This is a genomic window from Kosakonia sp. LAM2021 (genome assembly GCF_016620385.1).
Classification (GTDB): Bacteria; Pseudomonadota; Gammaproteobacteria; order Enterobacterales; family Enterobacteriaceae; genus Kosakonia; species Kosakonia sacchari.
Map to the genome: position 1 here is coordinate 252,635 of NZ_JAENHT010000002.1, position 19,560 is coordinate 272,194.

Here is a 19,560-nt window from a genome sequence, read left to right on the forward strand (position 1 = left end):
GATCACTGCGGGTAGGGCACCCAGTCACCGCCGTTCAGGCGAACATACGGCTTATTCTGGTACTGCAACACAACGGCGTTGGCGTTTTCGGATACCGGCGCGGTTTGCGGCAGATTACTGGTCAGTTGCTGCCAGTTGACGTTGTCCTCGGTAAAGATTTTGCCATCCAGCACGCGGGTAACAATCTCGGAGATAGCGAGGAAGCTGCTCGGCTGCGTAATGGTTATCGGCGCACCCTGATGCGGGGATTTCATACCAAAGAATTTAATCGCCGTTGGCACGTTGGTAATCGACGGGCTTGGGATATCGCGCAGGCCGGAAACCTGCATTTTATCGCCCTGTAGCGCCGCACCGTGTTCCGGCACCAGCACCACCATTACCTTACGCCCGGATTTATCCAGTTGCGTGAAGAACGCATCCAGCTCATCAAACAACTTCTGCGCGCGCAGTTTGTAATCGGCGGTTTTGCGATTGCCCGGAAAGTGGTTGCCATCGTGCAGCGGCAGCAGGTTGTAGAAGGTCGCGGTGCGCTGGCCTTGTTTAAAGCTGTCGGACTCCATCCAGCGGTTCAGTACCGCGGTGTCGTCATAAATCGGCGAGCCGTCAAACGAGAGCAGCACCGGCGGCAGACCCGCCTGGTTCATCAGCGGCGCTTGCATACCGCCGTTGTCGCGCACTTCTTTGAGGAAACCGCCAAACTCACCGTTGTGGTCCATCATCAACTGTTGAGTGAAGCCAAGTTTAGACAGGTTATCAAACAGGTAGCACTGCGTGTTGGCCTGCTGGTAGAGGTTTTTATGCGACGGCTGACCACAGCTGGCGCGCAGCAGGCGAATCGCCGCCGGGCCGCTGTAGGCGGTGGCCGAGTTGAAGTTTTTGAACTCAATATCAAAGTGTGACCACAGCGGGTGCGACGCCAGACCGGCCGCTTCAATATCGGCCCATGAGAGGGAACAGATATTGATGAACAGCAGATCGAACGGTTGCGCGTCTGCCGGAAGCTGCGCCGGGAAGGTGCTCTGGCGCTTCTCTTCGGCGGCGTAGAAACTTGCCAGCCACGCGTTCAGATTCTCTGAGGTCGGAGGCGCGGTTTGTGCGGGAATATCGCCAACCACCGGCGTATCGCCCGCCGCTGCGACCGTTGCCGCCGCCGAACCGCCAGTGGTGGTGACGGTCGTGGTTGGTTGACCTGCGGGCCACAGATTAAACGCCGGCCCGGTCAGCGTCAGCACGTTTAACCAGATCATAATCGCGACGACAAACACGGTGACGCGGATCCACTGCGACAAAAACAGCCAGGCAATCAGCATCACGAAAATCGCGCCAATCATCTGCCAGTTGATAAAACGCGTCACCAAATCCCACAGGTAATCAGCGCTGAAGCCCGCGACCTGCGAGCCCTGGCTCATCATACTTTCAAGACCCGGCAGCCAGGTGTCGTGCCAGAACAGACCGAAACCGATGGGAATGGCAATCCAGTGACGTAAGCGATGCAGGCGGACACGCGGCAGCGGCATCAGCAGAAAAGCCATAAACACCAGATTCAGCAGCGGGTGAAAGTTAAGGTAGCCCGCCCACAACAGACCGAATTTCACCAGAAAATAGAAATTCCAGCCGGAAAGACCGCGCCAGTATTGCCACAATGGCGAAGGTGTTGAAGTGGTCATAGTATGATTAGTCATGTTTTCGGTCTGCCTTGACGAACGATTCCCGGCGCAGCACGCCCGCCGGTTTTACATAGCGTGGTTTGGTAAACAGTATGCGAAACGCGCTGCGGATAGGGCGTATCCAGTGGCGTGTAAGGTAGCCCAGCGGGAAAAAGATCAGGGCGCAAAGCACCACAAGCTGAATAATATCGCTGACTGACATCATGATGTGCGCTCCGTGGCTTTACTGAATAACCGCAACGGTTCCGGGATCCGACGCCAGCTTGTGCCGTCGTGCTCAGCGTTAATGATTTTCTTCCCGGCGGCGGTAACGGGCAGCGGTTTTGCCCATTTCTCCGGTGACAGCGTGCGCATTTGCACTAACTCTGCGGCAATCTGGTTATCTTCAAACCACACCACGCGATTAGAGAAAATATCTGCCGTGGGCAGCGGGAAAATGTGGTTTAGCGCCGTGTCGAGATCGTTAACCCGGCAGAACGACAAAAACAGCACCAGACGATTATCGCCGAGGCTGACAATATCGCCCACGCGGTTTGGGCGGCACAGCGTGAGTGCTTGTTCAACGCGGATGCCTGGCACCGGGCGCAGCGCGACCAGAACCCCTTTGCCATCGGCGGGCAACAGTGGGTTATTAACCATATTCCCGACGGCGTCGCAGAACACGTTCCACGGCTGAAAACCGCGCAGTTTTAGCGGCTGAGTCATGGACAGCAATGTGGTGATATCTTCCGGCACCAGGCGGTTAAACTGCTGGCCCTGCACGCTTTCAATCAGCGTCAGACAGCGGGAAAGGGGCGCATTCCACGGGATCACCATATTGGCACCACAACCGAGCAACAAACGTTCGTCGGTAGCACGCAGGCTGGCCTGGCTTTCACGAACAATAATTTTCAGCCCGCTGCCGCGCTGGCGGCGCAATGTGTGCACCTGGCGTGCGATATTGTCGATTTGATTGTTTCGCGCAAGGGTGAAAATCAATGTCGCCGCCTGGCTGGATCGCGCTTCTTCAAATAACGCTTCGTTGGTATCAAATAATGTCCAGTGTTCCGACAGCGGCGGTGCGCCTTCCAGCACGGCGACATTACTTAATATACGTTTCTCATCGCTGCGCGGTTGTACCGACGTCTCTTCTTGCTGCGCGAGTTGCCAGCGACCTTGATGATGATTAAGCACTAATTGCTGGCGCGCACTAATCCCTTTTTCATTACACCACCAGGCAACATCATAAAGATACATATCGTTTCGGTAGCGTAAACTCGCCAGCCCAAACAACGAACGATATTCACTCATTAAAATGGAAGATTGTTTGTCGTTATTGTTGCCAGGGTTAATAACCAGTAAGGAACATTTATGATATTTCGCCCAGGTATGAGTTCTTTCTAACCATTGTTGTAAATCAGGCGCCGATATATTCTGCCATGCATTATTTGCGCAGAGCAGAATCAGTAAATAATTTTCAGGTTCAAATGAGCAAAGCAAATCACGGGCGAAAAAGTATAGACCATCTTTCTGATTTGGCATTGTGAAAATTCTGGTTTTATCAGGGCCATGCTTTTTATCTAACTCAATGATTTTCCGTAGGTCATGACCCATACCAATTGCCGCTACCAGCGCGTCTTTATCCTGGGCCGCTAGCGTTTGATTTATCAGGCTTATTGCATCTTTTTCACGATCGGTATTTACCCACCAAACGCCGCCCGCAGGCATATGACGCAATTCGTCCCATAACGACTCAATGCCGATAGAAAATATGGGCTCCACGATGTCCCTCTTGATGCAAAATTGTCTGTATCTCAGTTTACTAGCGAAAGCAGAGAAATAAACCTAACATTGAAATTAAAGAACATCAGATTTAGCATGTAAACGAATTTTCTCGGGTACGATGCCTTGCTACATCTGTACATGTATTTCTATTCAAAGGGATCGGGCCAGAATGCATAACAATGAACCCAAAACGCAGTCAGACCCTACTCTGGGCTATACATTCCAAAATGATTTTCTGGCGTTAAGTAAAGCATTTTCATTGCCTGAAATTGATTACGCCGATATTTCCCAGCGAGAACAGTTGGCGGCGGCATTTAAGCGCTGGCCGCTGCTGGCAGAATTAGCCCGTCAACAATAAGGGATAACCAGGATGGCCATCTTGGGATTACAGGGGATTCGCGGTGGTGTGGGTACAACATCGATCACTGCGGCTCTGGCCTGGTCATTACAAATTTTAGGCGAATCGGTGCTGGTGATTGATGCCTGCCCTGATAATCTTTTGCGCCTGTCATTTAATGTCGACTTTGAATATCAACACGGCTGGGCGCGCGCGGTATTGGATGGGCAAGACTGGCGCGATGCCGGAATGCGCTATACCTCGCAGCTCGATCTCCTGCCTTTTGGCCGTCTGGCGGAAAATGAGTGGGAAAACCTCCATTTATTGCACGAACCGCTTAGTCAACTCACCACCATTTTGCAGGCGCTGAAAACGCAGCAAAGTTATCAGTGGGTATTAATCGATCTCCCGCACGACGCTTCACCGCTGACGCGCCAGTTTGTGGCGCAGTGCGACCATCTGTTTACGGTGGTAAAACCCGACACCAACTGCCATATCCGTTTGCATCAACAACTGTTGCCTGCGGGCGCGCATATTCTGCTTAACGATCTGCGCATCGGCAGCCAGTTGCAGGACGATCTCTGGCAGGTGTGGCTGCAAAGCCAGCGGCAGATCCTCCCGACCCTTATCCACCGCGATGAAGCGATGGCGGAATCGCAGGCATCGAAACAGCCATTGGGCGAATACCGGGCGGATTCGCTGGCGGCGGAAGAGATATTAACGCTGGCGAACTGGTGCCTGCTGCACTGTGCGCACACGCAAGAAGTAACCGGTGAGCAGGAAGGGAGCCCGCAATGAGCCGCCTTTCCGCCTGGTTGCTGATCCCGCCGGTGAGCGCGCGGTTAAGCGAGCGCTACCAGCGTTACCGTGAGCACGGCGCTTCCGGGTTTAGCGCAGCCTCTGGCTGTTTCTGGGCGATCCTCGCATGGATGTTTATTCCGCTGGAGCACCCGCGCTGGCAGCAGCTCCGTGCGCAGCAGCATTTGTGGTTCCCGCATATTGATCCTGATAAACCGCGACCGCTCGATCCGGCGCGTTACCTGCTGCAAACCTTGTGGTTGCTGGTCATGCTCCCCTGGGGCGACAGAAAGTCGCCCCGTCGCCAACGTTTTGCCCGGGCGCGCGTGCTGCGCGGGCGCTGGTATCACTGGCTGGATACGCTGCCGGAGCGCGTAACGCGCCGTACCAGCCATCTGGATGATAAAAAAGAGTTGGCGCATATCAGCCCGCGTGCGCGCCGCTTTATTCTCGGCATCATTGTGGTTTTCTCGCTGATCCTCGCCATTCTGTGCATTACGCAGCCGTTTAACCCACTTTCGCAGTTTGTTTTCCTGATGCTGTTGTGGGGCGTGGCGCTGCTGGTACGCCGAATTCCGGGGCGTTTCTCCGCCCTGATGCTCATCGTCCTCTCGCTCACCGTTTCCTGTCGCTATATCTGGTGGCGCTACACTTCGACGCTGAACTGGGACGACCCGGTGAGCCTGGTGTGCGGCCTGGTGCTGCTGTTCGCCGAAACTTACGCGTGGATTGTGCTGGTGCTTGGCTATTTCCAGGTGGTATGGCCGCTTAATCGCCAGCCGGTGCCGCTGCCGAAAGATATGTCGTTATGGCCTTCTGTCGATATCTTCGTACCGACCTATAACGAAGATTTGAATGTGGTGAAAAACACCATTTATGCCTCGTTGGGCATCGACTGGCCGAAAGACAAGCTGAAGATTTGGATCCTCGATGATGGCGGGCGCGAAGAGTTCCGTCAGTTCGCCAAAAGCGTCGGCGTCGAGTACATCGCGCGAACCACCCATGAGCACGCAAAAGCGGGCAACATCAATAACGCGCTGAAATACGCGAAAGGCGAATTCGTGTCGATTTTCGACTGCGACCACGTGCCGACACGCTCGTTCCTGCAAATGACCATGGGCTGGTTCTTAAAAGAGAAAAAGCTGGCAATGATGCAGACGCCACACCACTTTTTCTCGCCGGATCCGTTTGAACGCAACCTGGGGCGTTTTCGTAAAACCCCGAATGAAGGCACGCTGTTCTACGGGCTGGTGCAGGATGGTAACGACATGTGGGACGCCACCTTTTTCTGCGGTTCTTGTGCGGTGATCCGCCGTGGGCCGCTGGATCAGATTGGCGGTATCGCCGTAGAAACCGTCACCGAAGATGCGCACACCTCGCTGCGTTTACACCGTCTTGGGCATACGTCGGCGTATATGCGCATCCCGCAGGCGGCGGGGCTGGCGACAGAGAGCCTGTCTGCGCATATTGGCCAGCGTATTCGCTGGGCGCGCGGCATGGTGCAGATTTTCCGCCTCGACAATCCGCTGATGGGCAAAGGGCTCAAACTGGCGCAGCGTTTGTGTTACGTCAACGCGATGTTCCATTTCTTATCGGGTATACCGCGGCTTATCTTCCTGACCGCGCCGCTGGCCTTTTTGCTGCTGCATGCCTACATCATTTACGCACCCGCGCTGATGATTGCGCTGTTCGTGCTGCCGCACATGATTCACGCCAGCCTGACTAACTCGAAGATTCAGGGCAAATATCGTCACTCTTTCTGGAGCGAGATCTACGAAACCGTGCTGGCATGGTATATCGCGCCACCGACGCTGGTGGCGCTGTTCAACCCGCACAAAGGGAAGTTTAACGTCACCGCCAAAGGCGGCCTGGTGGAAGAAGAGTATGTGGACTGGGTGATTTCACGTCCTTACATCTACCTTGTGCTGCTCAACCTGGTGGGTGTACTGGTCGGGATTTGGCGTTATTTCTACGGCCCGGAAAACGAAATACTCACCGTCTTCGTCAGTATCGCGTGGGTATTCTACAACATGATTATCCTTGGCGGTGCGGTCGCGGTCTCTGTAGAGAGTAAACAGGTTCGTCGCTCGCATCGCGTTGAAATGTCGATGCCGGCGGTGATTGCCCGCGAAGATGGGCATCTTTTCTCCTGTACCGTACATGATTTCTCCGACGGCGGGCTTGGCATCAAAATTAACGGCCAGGCGCAGGTGCTCGAAGGGCAAAAAGTGAATTTGCTGCTCAAACGCGGCCAGCAGGAGTATGCGTTCCCCACCACCGTGGCGCGTGTTCACGGCAATGAAGTGGGCCTGCAACTGATGCCGTTGACGACCAAACAGCATATCGATTTTGTGCAGTGTACTTTTGCCCGCGCCGACACATGGGCGTTGTGGCAGGACAGCTTCCCGGAAGACAAGCCTCTGGAAAGTCTGATGGATATTTTGAAACTGGGTTTCCGCGGCTATCGCCATCTCGCGGAATTTGCTCCACCGTCTGTCAAAGTGATTTTCCGCTCATTCACCATGATGGTGTCCTGGGTGGTGTCATTTATTCCGCGCCGTCCGGAACGGAATGTAGCGGTACAGCAACCGATGACGTGACTGGCTCAACAATGATGAAAACGCGATGAAAAGAAAACTTTCCTGGATTTGTGCAGTGGCTATGGGGACGAGTGTTTTATCTCCGGTGATGACGTATGCAGCGCCAGCCCCGACGGTTCCGGCTGTTGCGCCCGCCACTGAGCCGGTGGCAACGCCTGCGCCGGGACAAACGGAATCATTGACGCCAACCACGCCGACAGACGGCCAAAATGTCGTCGGACAGGTGATGCCGGGCGTACCGGGGGCGAATGCGCCGGTGGTCGCCGCCAACGCGCCGTCGCGCGATGTGAAACTGACTTTCGCCCAAATCGCGCCGCCACCGGGCAGCATGGTGCTGCGCGGTATCAACCCGGACGGTGGCGTTGAGTTTGGTATGCGCAGCGATGAGCTGGTTTCGAAAGCGGTGCTCAACCTTGAGTACACGCCATCACCCTCTCTGCTGCCCGTACAATCTCAGTTGAAGGTCTATCTGAATGATGAACTGATGGGCGTCTTGCCGGTCACCAAAGAGCAGCTCGGCAAAAAAACGTTGGCGCAGGTGCCGATCAACCCGCTGTTTATCACCGATTTCAACCGTGTGCGGTTGGAATTCGTCGGCCATTATCGCGATGTGTGCGAAAACCCGGCCAGCAGCACGTTATGGCTGGATATTGGTCGCAGCAGCTCGCTGGATTTGACTTACCAGAAGCTGGCGGTGCAAAACGATCTCTCCCACTTCCCGATCCCGTTCTTCGACCCGCGTGACAACAGAGCGCTGACGCTGCCGATGGTTTTCGCCGGCGCACCGGACATTGAACAACAGCAGGCCGCTGCGGTTATTGCCTCCTGGTTTGGCTCCCGCACCGGCTGGCGTGGGCAGAGCTTCCCGGTCACTTACAACGCGTTGCCGGACCGCAACGCGATCGTCTTCGCCACCAATGACAAACGTCCTGATTTCCTGCGTGATGCGCCGGCGGTGAAAGGGCCGACCATCAGCATGATCAACCACCCGAATAACCCGTACGTGAAGCTGCTGGTGGTGTCTGGACGTGATGACAAAGACCTGATGCAAGCGGCGAAAGGTATCGCTCAGGGTAACGTGCTGTTCCGTGGCGATAGCGTTACGGTAGATGAGGTGAAACCGCTGCTGGCGCGCCAGCCTTACGATGCACCGAACTGGATACGTACCGACCGCCCGGTCACCTTTGGCGAACTGAAAACCTATGAAGAGCAGTTGCAGTCAACCGGGCTGGAACCCTCGGCGATTAACGTGTCGCTGAACCTGCCGCCGGATCTCTATCTGCTGCGCAGTACCGGTATCGATATGAACCTGAATTACCGCTATACCGCGCCGCCGACCAAAGACAGCTCGCGCATGGATATCAGCCTGAACAACCAGTTCCTGCAATATTTCAACCTGACCAGCAACCAGGACACCAACCGTCTGCTGCTGCATCTCCCTGTGTTACAAGGGCTGCTGGACAGCAAAACGGATGTCTCTATTCCGGCGCTGAAGCTGGGCGCGGTGAACCAGTTGCGCTTTGATTTCCAGTATATGAACCCGATGCCGGGTGGCACCATTGAGAACTGCGTGACCTTCCAGCAGGTGCCAAACCGCGTGGTGATCGGCGACGACTCGACCATCGACTTCTCGAAGTATTACCACTTTATTGCGATGCCGGACTTACGCGCCTTCGCCAACGCGGGTTTCCCGTTTAGCCGGATGGCCGATTTGTCGCAAACTATCGTCGTCACGCCGCCGCAGCCCACGCCTGCGCAAATGGGCACGCTGCTCGATTCGCTGGGTGCGGTGGGCGCACAGACCGGCTTCCCGGCCATCAATGTGCAACTCACTAACGACGGTAATCAAATCAAGGATAAAGACGCCGACATCATGATCATCGGCACCATTCCACCGGGGTTAAAAGACGATAAGAAAATCGATCTGCTGGTGAATGCGGCGCAAAGCTGGGTGAAAACGCCGCTGCGCCAGACGCCGTTCCCGTCGATTGTGCCGGATGCCGCCGACCGTCAGGCCGATGCGCAAACCGGGATCACGTCCGATGGCCCAATGGCGGCGATTGTCGGCTTCCAGTCGCCATATCACGATCAGCGCAGTGTGGTCGCGCTGCTGGCAGACAGCCCGCGCGGGTATGAATTGCTTAACGGCGCGATGAATGACAGCGGCAAGCGCGCGGCGATTTATGGCTCGGTGACCGTGATTCGTGAATCTGGCGTAAGTGGCCTGCGCGTCGGCGATATTTACTACGTCGGTCACTTGCCGTGGTTTGAGCGCATCTGGTACGCGCTGGCTAACCATCCGGTGCTGCTGGCAGTGCTGGCGGCGGTCAGTGTGGTGTTACTGGCGTGGGTACTGTGGCGTCTGCTGCGGATCATTAGCCGTCGCCGCCTCGACCCGGATCACGAGTAACGAAAATGAGAACGCGACGTTGGTGGGTGATAGTGGCGTTGTTGCTGGTGGCGGTAAATGTGCGCGCCGCCTGCACCTGGCCTGCCTGGGATCACTTCAAACAAGCCTATATCAGCGATGGCGGCCGGGTGGTTGATCCCAGCGATCAACGCAAGATAACCACCTCGGAAGGGCAGAGTTATGCGCTGTTCTTCGCGCTGGCGGCTAACGATCGCGACACCTTTGCCAGGGTGCTGCAATGGACGCAAAACAACCTGGCGCAAGGTTCGCTCAGTACCCATCTTCCCGCCTGGCTGTGGGGCAAAAAAGGGGACGATAGCTGGACGGTGCTCGATACTAATTCAGCGTCTGACTCCGATCTGTGGATTGCCTGGTCGCTACTGGAAGCGGGACGTTTATGGAAAAACGACGAGTACAGCCAATTGGGTAAGGCGCTGTTAGCCCTCGTCGCCAAAGAAGAAGTGGTGACGGTGCCAGGGCTGGGTTCGATGCTGCTGCCGGGCAAAATCGGCTTTGCCGAACCGACCACCTGGCGTTTTAACCCGAGCTATTTACCGCCGCAGCTGGCGAGCTATTTCAGCCGCTTTGGCGCTCCATGGTCGACGTTGCGCGAAACCAATCTTCGCCTGTTGCTGGAAACCGCGCCGAAAGGCTTCGCACCCGATTGGGTACGTTTTCAAAAAGGGAGCGGTTGGCAGCTTAAGTCCGAAAAGACGCTGGTGAGCAGTTATGATGCTATCCGCGTTTATTTGTGGGTCGGCATGATGCACGACCGGGACACGCAGAAAGCGCGCCTGCTGGAAAAATTTAAACCGATGGCCAGCGTGACCGCGAAAAACGGCCGCGTGCCGGAAAAAGTGGACGTGGCGAGCGGAAAAATTCTTGGGGATGGCCCGGTGGGGTTCGCCGCCGCGCTGTTGCCCTTTTTACAGGAGCGCGATGCGCAAGCCGTACAACGGCAACGGGTCGCCGATCATTTCCCCGGCGACGATGCCTACTATAGCTATGTCCTGACCCTGTTTGGCCAGGGGTGGGACCAGCACCGTTTTCGCTTCACCCCTCGCGGTGAGTTACAACCTGACTGGGGCCAGGAATGCGCAACTTCACAGTAAGCTTACTCTGTTTCTCACTCGCCCTTGCGCTGGCTCCCGCCGCGCTTGCGGCCGATACTGGCGCGCAGCAGCAACTGCTTGATCAAGTCCGCCTTGGCGAAAGCACCAAGCGCGAGGATCTGGTGCGCCAGTCGCTCTACCGCCTTGAGCTTATCGCGCCGGATGACCCGGAAGTCATCGCCGCGCGCTTACGTTATTTGCTGCGTCAGGGCGATAACACGGGTGCGCAAAAGCAGCTTGATCGCATGAAACAGCTGGCACCTGATTCCAGCACCTATAAATCAGCGGTGACCACCATGGCACTTTCTACGCCGGAAGGTCGCCAGGCGCTACAACAAGCGCGTTTGCAGGCTACCACTGGCCATACGCAGGAAGCGCTTGCGGCCTACGACGCCTTGTTCAAAGGTAATCCGCCGCAGGGCGATTTGGCGGTGGAGTACTGGATGCTGGTGGCAAAAGTGCCCGCGCGTCATGCGGAAGCGGTTAAACGTTTGCAAGCATTGAATGCCGCGAATCCTGGCAACGATCAGTTGCAGGGCGGGCTGGCGCAACTGTTGTTTGCCGACGGACGCAGCGCGGAAGGGTATGCGGTGCTGGAACAGATGGCGAAAACCAGCAATGGCCGCGCAGCAGCAGCGAGCATCTGGTATCAACAAATTCAGGCGATGCCGACCAGCGACGCGAGCGTGAAAGCCCTTCAGCGTTTTCTGACGCTGTTTAGTTCTGGCGACACGGTAGACAGCGCCCGTACGCTGCTTGCCGCGCAGCAAAAACAGCTAGCTGACCCGGCGTTTCGCGCGAAGGCGACAGGGCTGGCGGCAGTGGATGCCGGGCAGGGGGCAAAAGCGGTGGGCGAGTTGCAGCAAGCTGTCAACGCTAACCGTGCGGACAGCGAAGCGGTTGGGGCGCTGGGGCAAGCCTATTCGCAAAGTGGCGATCGCGCCCGCGCGGTAGCGCAACTGGAAAAAGCTATCGCCATGGATCCGACCAGCGGCAACCGCAGCAAGTGGGATAGCTTGTTGAAAACTAACCGCTACTGGCTGTTGATTCAGCAGGGTGATGCGGCGCTGAAAGCCAACAACGTGCAGCAGGCGGAACGTTATTACCAGCAGGCACGCAACACGGATAACACTGACAGCTACGCGGTGCTGGGTCTTGGTGATGCCGCCGCAGCGCGCAAAGATAATGCGGCGGCTGAAGGTTTCTATCGCCAGGCGCTGCGCATGGATAGCGGCAACAGCAACGCGGTGCGCGGTCTGGCGAATATTTACCGCGCGCAGTCGCCGGAAAAAGCGGAACAGTTTATTCAGTCGCTCTCCGCCAGCCAGCGGCGCAGCATAGATGATATTGAACGCGGGTTGACAAACGACCGCCTCGCGCAGCAGGCAGAAGCGCTGGAAAACAGAGGTGAATGGGCACAAGCGGCAGAGCTGCAACGCAAGCGGCTGGCGCTCGATCCCGGCAGCGTATGGATAACTTACCGGCTGGCCAGCGATCTGCGCCAGGCGGGGCAGCGGGGCGAAGCCGATTCGCAGATGAACCGTCTGGTCACGCTCAAACCACGCGACCCGGAACAGGTCTACGCGTATGGCCTCTATCTTTCCGGCAATAACCAGCAACTGGCGGCGCTGAATCACCTTAATGCGCTGCCGAAAAGCCAGTGGAACAGTAATATTCAGGAGCTCGCCGACAGGCTGCAGGCCAACCAGTTGCTGGACAACGCCAACCGTCTGCGCGATGGCGGTCATGAAGATCAGGCGATAGCATTGCTGGTGCAGCAACCGGCGTCTTCACGAATTGATTTAACACTGGCCGACTGGGCGCAGCAGCGCGGCGACAATAGTGAAGCACAACGTTATTACCAGCGTGTTCTGCAAAGAGAACCCGCCAATGAAGAGGCGTTGCTTGGCCTGGCGGAGCTGTATGCCGCAGATGGCAACCATATGGCCGCGCGTGGCGCGCTGGCGAAACTGCCGGCAGCGACGCCCGCCCAGCCGCCATCAATCAACACCCAGCGTCGGCTGGCGCTGGTACAAACCCAGTTGGGCGATACCGCCAGCGCAAAACGGATCTTCACAGCCATCCTCCCGCAGGCAAAATCTCAGCCGCCATCAATGGAGAGCGCGCTGGTATTGCGTGATGCAGCGCGTTTTGAGGTACAAAATGGCGAGCCACAGCAGGCACTGGACAGTTATAAAGATGCGATGGTGGCGTCTGGCGTCACGACGACGCGCCCGGTGGATAACGACACCTTTACCCGCCTGACACGCAATGATGAAAAAGATGACTGGCTGAAACGCGGCGTGCGCAGCGATGCCGCCGATCTTTACCATCAGCAGGATCTGAATGTCACATTGCAGCATGAGTTTTCGGACTCCAGCGGTACGGGCGGGTATTCGGATTTGAAAGCGCATAACACCATGTTGCAGGTGGATGCGCCGCTGTCGGACGGGCGGATGTTCTTCCGGACTGACGTGATAAATATGGATGTCGGGACCTTCAGTAAACGCGATGACGGCACCTATCGCCCGCGCTTTGGTACCTGTGTTGATGTTCCTTGCGTTGGCGGTAATCGTCACCAGTCTGATAGCGGTGCCAGCGTTGCGGTGGGGTGGCGAAACAATACCTGGTCGATGGATATTGGCACCACGCCGATGGGCTTTAATGTTGTGGATGTGGTGGGCGGGTTAAGTTACAGCAGCGATGTCGGGCCGTTTGGCTATACCGTGGATGTGCATCGCCGCCCCATTTCCAGTTCATTGCTGGCCTTTGGTGGGCAAAAAGATCCGAGCAGCAACACCGGTAAAACCTGGGGTGGCGTACGGGCGAACGGCGGCACGCTGAGCCTCAGTTATGACAAGGGCGAAGCGAACGGCGTGTGGGCGAGCCTCGGGGCGGATACGCTGGAAGGCAAGAACGTGGCAGATAACTGGCGCGTGCGCTGGATGACCGGTTACTACTACAAGCTCATCAATGAGAACAACCGACGCGTAACCGTAGGCCTGAACAATATGATCTGGCACTACGACAAAGATTTGAGCTATTACACCTTAGGCCATGGCGGTTACTACAGCCCGCAGGAGTATCTCTCATTTTCGGTGCCGGTGCTGTGGCGTGAGCGTACGGAGAACTGGTCATGGGAACTTGGCGGTACGGTGTCGTGGTCGCACTCCCGCACCAAAATGATGCCGCGTTACCCTCTGCTTAGCCTGATCCCCGCGGATTTTCGCACCCTGGCAAGCGAGCAGACCGAATCCGGCAGCAGCAGTAATGGCTATGGTTATACCGCGCGTGCGCTGATTGAACGTCGGGTGACTTCCCACTGGTTTGTCGGTGCCGGGATCGATATTCAGCAGGCTAAAGACTACACCCCAAGCCACGCGCTGATTTATGTGCGTTATTCCGGCGCGGGCTGGCAGGGCGATATGGATATGCCGCTCCAGCCGCTGGTGCCGCACGCCGACTGGTAAAAAAGGAGTATTCCTGGCGGGAGATAACGGTATAAAGCGATAGTCGCACCGTTGTTAACCGCCAGAAATTCAACACGTTATCACCTTATTTCCCCGCAGTTTTCCGCGAATTGAGATTCTGCTTAGCGGTTTATCTCAAGCGACGTGCGATAGAGTATACTCTGGCGGCTAAGTACCCTTTTTTTCTGTTCTGCGCTCATTGTGTCTCTGGAGAGTGATTTTGCGTGTCAGCCGTTCTTTAACCATTAAACAAATGGCCATGGTTGCTGTTGTCTCTATGGTGTTTGTTTTTATTTTCTGCGTCATTTTGCTGTTCCATTTCTTACAGCAGAATCGCTATAACACGGCCACACAACTGGAAAGCATTGCCCGCTCCGTACGCGAACCGCTTTCAGCGGCGATTTTAAAAGCCGATATTCCCGAAGCAGAAGCGATTATCAAACAGATTAAACCGGCGGGCGTTGTCAGCCGCGCGGATGTGGTACTGCCGAATCAATTTCAGGCCTTGCGCATGAGTTTTATCCCGGAACGTCCGGTTCCGGTAATGATCACACGGATGTTTGAACTGCCCGTACAGATCTCCTTGCCCATCTATTCGCTGGAGCGTCCGGCAAACCCGCAACCGCTGGCCTACCTGGTGCTGCAGGCGGATTCATATCGGGTTTATAAGTTCGTGATCAGTACCTTATCAACGTTAGTGACGGCTTACTTACTTTTAACGTTAATGCTCACGGTGGCGCTCACCTGGTGTATCAACCGGCTGGTGGTTCACCCGCTGCGAAAAATTTCCCGGGCGCTTAATGATCTTCCGGCGTCGGAACTGGCCGGGCATCAACTGCCGGTGCCTCGCCTCCATCATGATGATGAAATTGGCATTATGGTGCGCAGCTACAACCGCAACCAGCAGTTGCTGCTGCGTCAGCAAGTAGAGCTGAACACCCAGGCGACGCATTTCCCGGTTTCTGAACTGCCGAATAAAGCTTTCCTGATGGCGCTGCTGGAACAAACGGTGACCCGGCAAAACCCGACCGCGCTGCTGGTTGTCGCCTGTGAAACACTGCGTGATACCGCCGGTGTGCTGCAGGAGTCTCAGCGCGAGATGTTGTTGCTGACGCTGGTGGAGAAACTGAAATCGATACTGACGCCGAACATGGTGCTGGCGCAGGTGAGTGCCTATGACTTTGCGATTATCGCTCACGGTGTGAGTGAGCCATGGCACGCCATGACGCTGGGTAAGCAAGTGCTCACTGTAATTAACGAGCGAGTGCCGCTGCACGGCATTCAACTGCGCCCCAATGCCAATATTGGTGTGGCGATGTTTTACGGCAACCTTTCTGCCGGGCAGCTTTACCACCGGGCGGCTTCCGCTGTTGTCAGCGCGCAGCGCAAAGGGAAAAACCAGATCCAGTTCTTCGATCCCGAGCAGATGGAGCAGGCACAGCAATGGCTGGCGCAGGAGAGCGACATTCTTACCGCGCTTGATGAGGGACGTTTCGCGATCTGGTTACAGCCGCAGGTGGATGCGGCGAGCGGCGAACTGGTAAGCGCGGAAGCGTTGCTCCGTTTGCGCCAACCAGATGGCAGCTGGGCATTACCGGAAGGGCTTATCGAACGTATCGAGTCCTGCGGATTGATGGTCAACGTCGGGTATTGGGTGCTGGAAGAGTCTTGCCGTCTGCTGGCGGGCTGGCAATCGCGCGGCATTATGCTGCCGCTCTCGGTGAACCTCTCGGCCTGTCAGTTGACGCATCCCACTATGCTGGCCGATATGCTGGATTTGTTGCAGCGTTACCGTATTGCGCCGCAAACGTTGATTCTCGAAGTGACAGAAAGCCGTCATATTGATGATCCCCAGGCAGCAGTGGCGATTTTGCGCCCGTTGCGTGACGCCGGGGTGCGCATTGCGCTGGATGATTTCGGCATGGGCTATGCCGGGCTGCGCCAGCTGCATCATATGAAGTCGCTGCCGGTGGATGTGTTGAAAATCGACAAAATGTTTGTTGAAGGTTTGCCGGATGAAAACAGCATGGTGGCCGCCATTATCCACCTGGCACGTAGTCTGGATCTGCGCATCGTCGCTGAGGGCGTGGAGAATGAAGCGCAACGGGCATGGCTGGCTGATGCGGGTGTTGATGTGGCACAGGGCTTTTTATTTGGCCGCGCGGCGTCTGCCGAGGCGTTTGAACAGCAGTTTTTTGCCGTATCGGATAAGCCTGAAAACACGTAATTTGTTACGGGCTTGTGCGAGTCAGTTCAAAGTTTTTAACATTGTTGTTTCAGATTTGATGTAAGTTTATTTCTGTCATGTTTGACGGGTGTTATTTTTAAACCGCAGGCTAACTGAAAACCCTACAAAGCCTGAGGTTTAATATCAAGGACACCTTATGAAAACCTCCCTGTTTAAAAGTCTCTACTTTCAGGTTCTGACCGCGATTGCCATCGGTATTCTGCTTGGTCATTACTACCCTGAACTCGGGGCGCAGATGAAACCGCTTGGTGATGGCTTCGTGAAGCTCATCAAGATGATCATTGCCCCGGTGATTTTCTGTACTGTTGTTACTGGTATCGCCGGCATGGAAAGCATGAAGGCGGTGGGTCGTACCGGTGCGGTTGCACTGCTCTACTTCGAAATTGTCAGTACGCTGGCGCTCATTATCGGGCTGGTTATCGTTAACGTGGTGCAACCGGGCGCCGGAATGAACGTCGACCCTGCAACACTTGATGCCAAAGCCGTGGCGGTGTATGCCGAGCAGGCGCAACAGCAGGGGATTGTCGCCTTCTTGCTTGATGTCATACCGGCGAGCGTGATTGGCGCTTTCGCCAGCGGCAATATTCTACAGGTGCTGCTGTTCGCGGTGCTGTTTGGCTTCGCGCTGCATCGCTTAGGCCATAAAGGCCAACTGATTTTTAACGTTATCGAAAGTTTCTCGCAGGTGATCTTCGGCATCATCAATATGATCATGCGCCTGGCGCCGATTGGCGCATTCGGGGCGATGGCGTTTACCATCGGCAAATATGGTGTCGGTACGCTGGTGCAACTCGGCCAGTTGATTATCTGCTTTTATGCCACCTGTATTCTGTTTGTGGTGGTGGTGCTGGGTACAATCGCCCGTGTTACAGGCTTCAGCATCTTCAAATTTATCCGCTATATCCGTGAGGAACTGCTGATCGTTCTGGGCACCTCTTCGTCTGAATCGGCACTGCCGCGCATGCTGGAGAAGATGGAGCGCCTGGGCTGCCGTAAATCGGTAGTTGGGCTGGTTATCCCAACCGGCTACTCCTTCAACCTGGATGGCACCTCCATTTATCTGACGATGGCGGCGGTGTTTATCGCCCAGGCAACCAACAGCCATATGGATATTTTCCATCAGATAACGCTGCTGGTCGTGCTGCTGCTGTCGTCAAAAGGCGCCGCCGGGGTGACGGGCAGCGGGTTTATTGTGCTGGCCGCCACGCTTTCCGCCGTCGGGCACTTGCCGGTGGCGGGGCTGGCGCTGATTCTGGGCATCGACCGCTTTATGTCCGAAGCACGCGCGCTGACCAACCTGGTGGGCAACGGCGTCGCGACTATCGTGGTGGCGAAGTGGGTAAAAGAGCTGGATCAAAAACAGCTGGTCGACACGCTGGATAACCGTTCCAGCGCGGCGAAAACCCCCGGAATTTCTTCATAATTTCGTGACTTATGGCCGCAGTCCCTTGTCGGGCTGCGGGTACCTGCGCATAATTACCTCCTGGAACCGTCACAATTTACGATGAAATTTCGTGATAATTCACGTCGCGATGTGACGTTTTGCATTTCCCGCGGTCTAAAAGCGAAGTGTTTTAACACGCTTTTAGCCCCTTTGTGCGGGCATACTTTTTAACCAGGAATGTTGATTAGGGGTTCACATGCAGGGCACAAAAATTCGACTGTTAACGGGCGGTTTGCTGATGCTGGCGGCTGTCGGTTATGTGCAGGCAGATGCGCTCCAGCCTGACCCGGCCTGGCAACAAGGGACGCTGACAAATGGTTTTCAGTGGCAAGTTCTGGCCACGCCCCAGCGCCCCAGCGATCGCATTGAGATTCGCCTGTCTATTGATACCGGTTCGCTCACCGAAGGCAGCCAACAGAGCGGTTTCAGCCACTTTATCCCCCGCGTTGCGTTGACCCATAGCGGTCGGCTTGAACCTTCCCAGGTGCGCTCGCTGTGGCAACAAGGTATTGACCCGAAGCGCCCGCTGCCACCGGCGCTGGTCTCCTACGAATACACGCAATATAACCTCAGCATACCGAACAACCGCAGCGACCTGCTGAAAGAGGCGATGGTCTATCTGGCGGATGCCGCCGGGAATCTCACCATCACGCCGGAAACGGTCAATCACGCCCTCGCCAGCAACGATATGGTTGCTACCTGGCCGCCCGATACCAAAGATAGCTGGTGGCGCTACCGCCTGAAAGGTTCGCCGTTGCTGGGACACGATCCCGCCGGAACGCTGAAAGAGCCGGTTGATGCGGCGCAACTGAAAGGTTTCTACGAAAAATGGTACACGCCGGACGCTATGACGCTGATTGTGGTCGGCAACGTAGATAGCCGCGCCATCGCCGAGCAGATTGGTAAAACCTTCGGCGAGCTGAAAGGAAAACGCCAGACGCCTGCGCCGGTCGCGACGCTGTCGCCGTTACCGCGCCAGCCGGTTAGCCTGATGACCGAGGGTGTCACCCAGGATCGTTTGTCGATTATGTGGGATTCCGCCTGGCAACCGATTCGCGAGTCTGCCGCGCTTGAGCGTTACTGGCGTGCGGATTTGGCACGTGAAGCTCTGTTCTGGCATATCCAGCAGAACCTGAGCAAAAACAACGCCAAAGAGATTGGTCTCGGTTTTGACTGCCGGGTGCTGTTCCAGCGGGCGCAATGCGCCATTAACGTTGATTCACCTAATGACAAGCTCAATACCAACGTCGGCGTGATAGCGCGTGAGCTGGCGAAAGTGCGTGAGAAAGGGCTGCCGGAAGAGGAATTTAAAGCGCTTATCGCGCAGAAAAACCTTGAGCTGCAAAAGCTGTTCGCCACCTATGCGCGCGCCAGTACCGATATTCTGATCAGCCAGCGGATGCGTTCTTTGCAAAACCAGGTGGTGGATATTGCGCCGGAGCAGTATCAAAAGCTGCGCCAGAGCTTCCTGAACAACCTGACGCCGCAGATGCTGAACCAGGATCTGCATCAGCAGCTTTCACAGGATATGGCGCTGGTGTTGCTGCAGCCGAAAGGCGAGCCGGAGTTCAACATGAAGGATTTGCAGGCAACGTGGGATGAAGTGATGGCACCACCAGCGGATAACGCCGCAGCGCCTGCTGCCAGTGGTGACGAAAGCCATTCTGACGTCTCGGACATTCCTCCGCAGCAGTAATGCTTAATTGCCCC

At 56.0% G+C, this 19,560-nt stretch carries 12 protein-coding genes; 9 read left to right on the top strand and 3 right to left on the bottom strand.

Annotated elements, in window-relative coordinates:
* Positions 1–2: 2 nt before the first annotated feature.
* From bcsG to bcsE, 3 genes are read right to left on the bottom strand one after another with little or no spacing between them, the layout of a single operon-like run.
* Positions 3–1,682 (bottom strand): cellulose biosynthesis protein BcsG, encoded by a 1,680-nt coding sequence (bcsG, locus tag JKP81_RS07645; RefSeq protein ID WP_200551253.1) that lies wholly within the window; start codon positions 1,680–1,682, stop codon positions 3–5.
* On the bottom strand, positions 1,675–1,872 hold the full coding sequence (gene bcsF, locus JKP81_RS07650) for a cellulose biosynthesis protein BcsF (RefSeq protein WP_175273650.1): 198 nt from the start codon (positions 1,870–1,872) through the stop codon (positions 1,675–1,677). The genes bcsG and bcsF overlap by 8 nt, the downstream gene beginning before the upstream one ends.
* Positions 1,869–3,428: a cellulose biosynthesis c-di-GMP-binding protein BcsE gene (gene bcsE, locus JKP81_RS07655; RefSeq protein ID WP_200551254.1), complete on the bottom strand. Its 1,560-nt coding sequence runs from the start codon at positions 3,426–3,428 to the stop codon at positions 1,869–1,871. The genes bcsF and bcsE overlap by 4 nt, the downstream gene beginning before the upstream one ends.
* A 172-nt stretch (positions 3,429–3,600) precedes the next feature.
* Between bcsE and bcsR the strand changes: the two genes are divergently transcribed.
* The 9 genes from bcsR to JKP81_RS07700 all read left to right on the top strand — a co-directional run bounded on the left by bcsR (position 3,601) and on the right by JKP81_RS07700 (position 19,546).
* Entirely contained in the window at positions 3,601–3,789 is a 189-nt protein-coding gene (bcsR, locus tag JKP81_RS07660; protein WP_017458258.1) for a cellulose biosynthesis protein BcsR, read from the top strand.
* Positions 3,790–3,801: 12 nt separating this feature from the next.
* Entirely contained in the window at positions 3,802–4,566 is a 765-nt protein-coding gene (bcsQ, locus tag JKP81_RS07665) for a cellulose biosynthesis protein BcsQ (RefSeq protein WP_200551255.1), read from the top strand.
* Entirely contained in the window at positions 4,563–7,166 is a 2,604-nt protein-coding gene (gene bcsA / locus JKP81_RS07670; protein ID WP_200551256.1) for a UDP-forming cellulose synthase catalytic subunit, read from the top strand. Before bcsQ ends, bcsA begins: the two co-directional genes overlap by 4 nt.
* 25 nt (positions 7,167–7,191) lie before the next feature.
* A complete protein-coding gene (gene bcsB, locus JKP81_RS07675; RefSeq protein ID WP_200551257.1) occupies positions 7,192–9,576 on the top strand; it encodes a cellulose biosynthesis cyclic di-GMP-binding regulatory protein BcsB in 2,385 nt (794 codons plus the stop codon).
* 5 nt (positions 9,577–9,581) lie between these two features.
* Entirely contained in the window at positions 9,582–10,688 is a 1,107-nt protein-coding gene (gene bcsZ / locus JKP81_RS07680; RefSeq protein WP_200551258.1) for a cellulose synthase complex periplasmic endoglucanase BcsZ, read from the top strand.
* Positions 10,670–14,158, top strand: coding sequence for a cellulose synthase complex outer membrane protein BcsC (gene bcsC / locus JKP81_RS07685; RefSeq protein ID WP_200551259.1), 3,489 nt, complete (start codon positions 10,670–10,672; stop codon positions 14,156–14,158). Before bcsZ ends, bcsC begins: the two co-directional genes overlap by 19 nt.
* Positions 14,159–14,378: 220 nt before the next feature.
* Positions 14,379–16,385, top strand: a complete 2,007-nt coding sequence (gene hmsP / locus JKP81_RS07690; protein ID WP_234455553.1) for a biofilm formation regulator HmsP — start codon at positions 14,379–14,381, stop codon at positions 16,383–16,385.
* A 157-nt stretch (positions 16,386–16,542) separates the two neighbouring features.
* The gene (locus tag JKP81_RS07695) at positions 16,543–17,829 is read left to right on the top strand and encodes a dicarboxylate/amino acid:cation symporter (RefSeq protein ID WP_200551261.1); all 1,287 of its coding nucleotides are present in this window, start codon (positions 16,543–16,545) and stop codon (positions 17,827–17,829) included.
* Positions 17,830–18,046: 217 nt separating this feature from the next.
* Entirely contained in the window at positions 18,047–19,546 is a 1,500-nt protein-coding gene (locus JKP81_RS07700) for a pitrilysin family protein (RefSeq protein WP_200551262.1), read from the top strand.
* Positions 19,547–19,560: the final 14 nt, after the last annotated feature.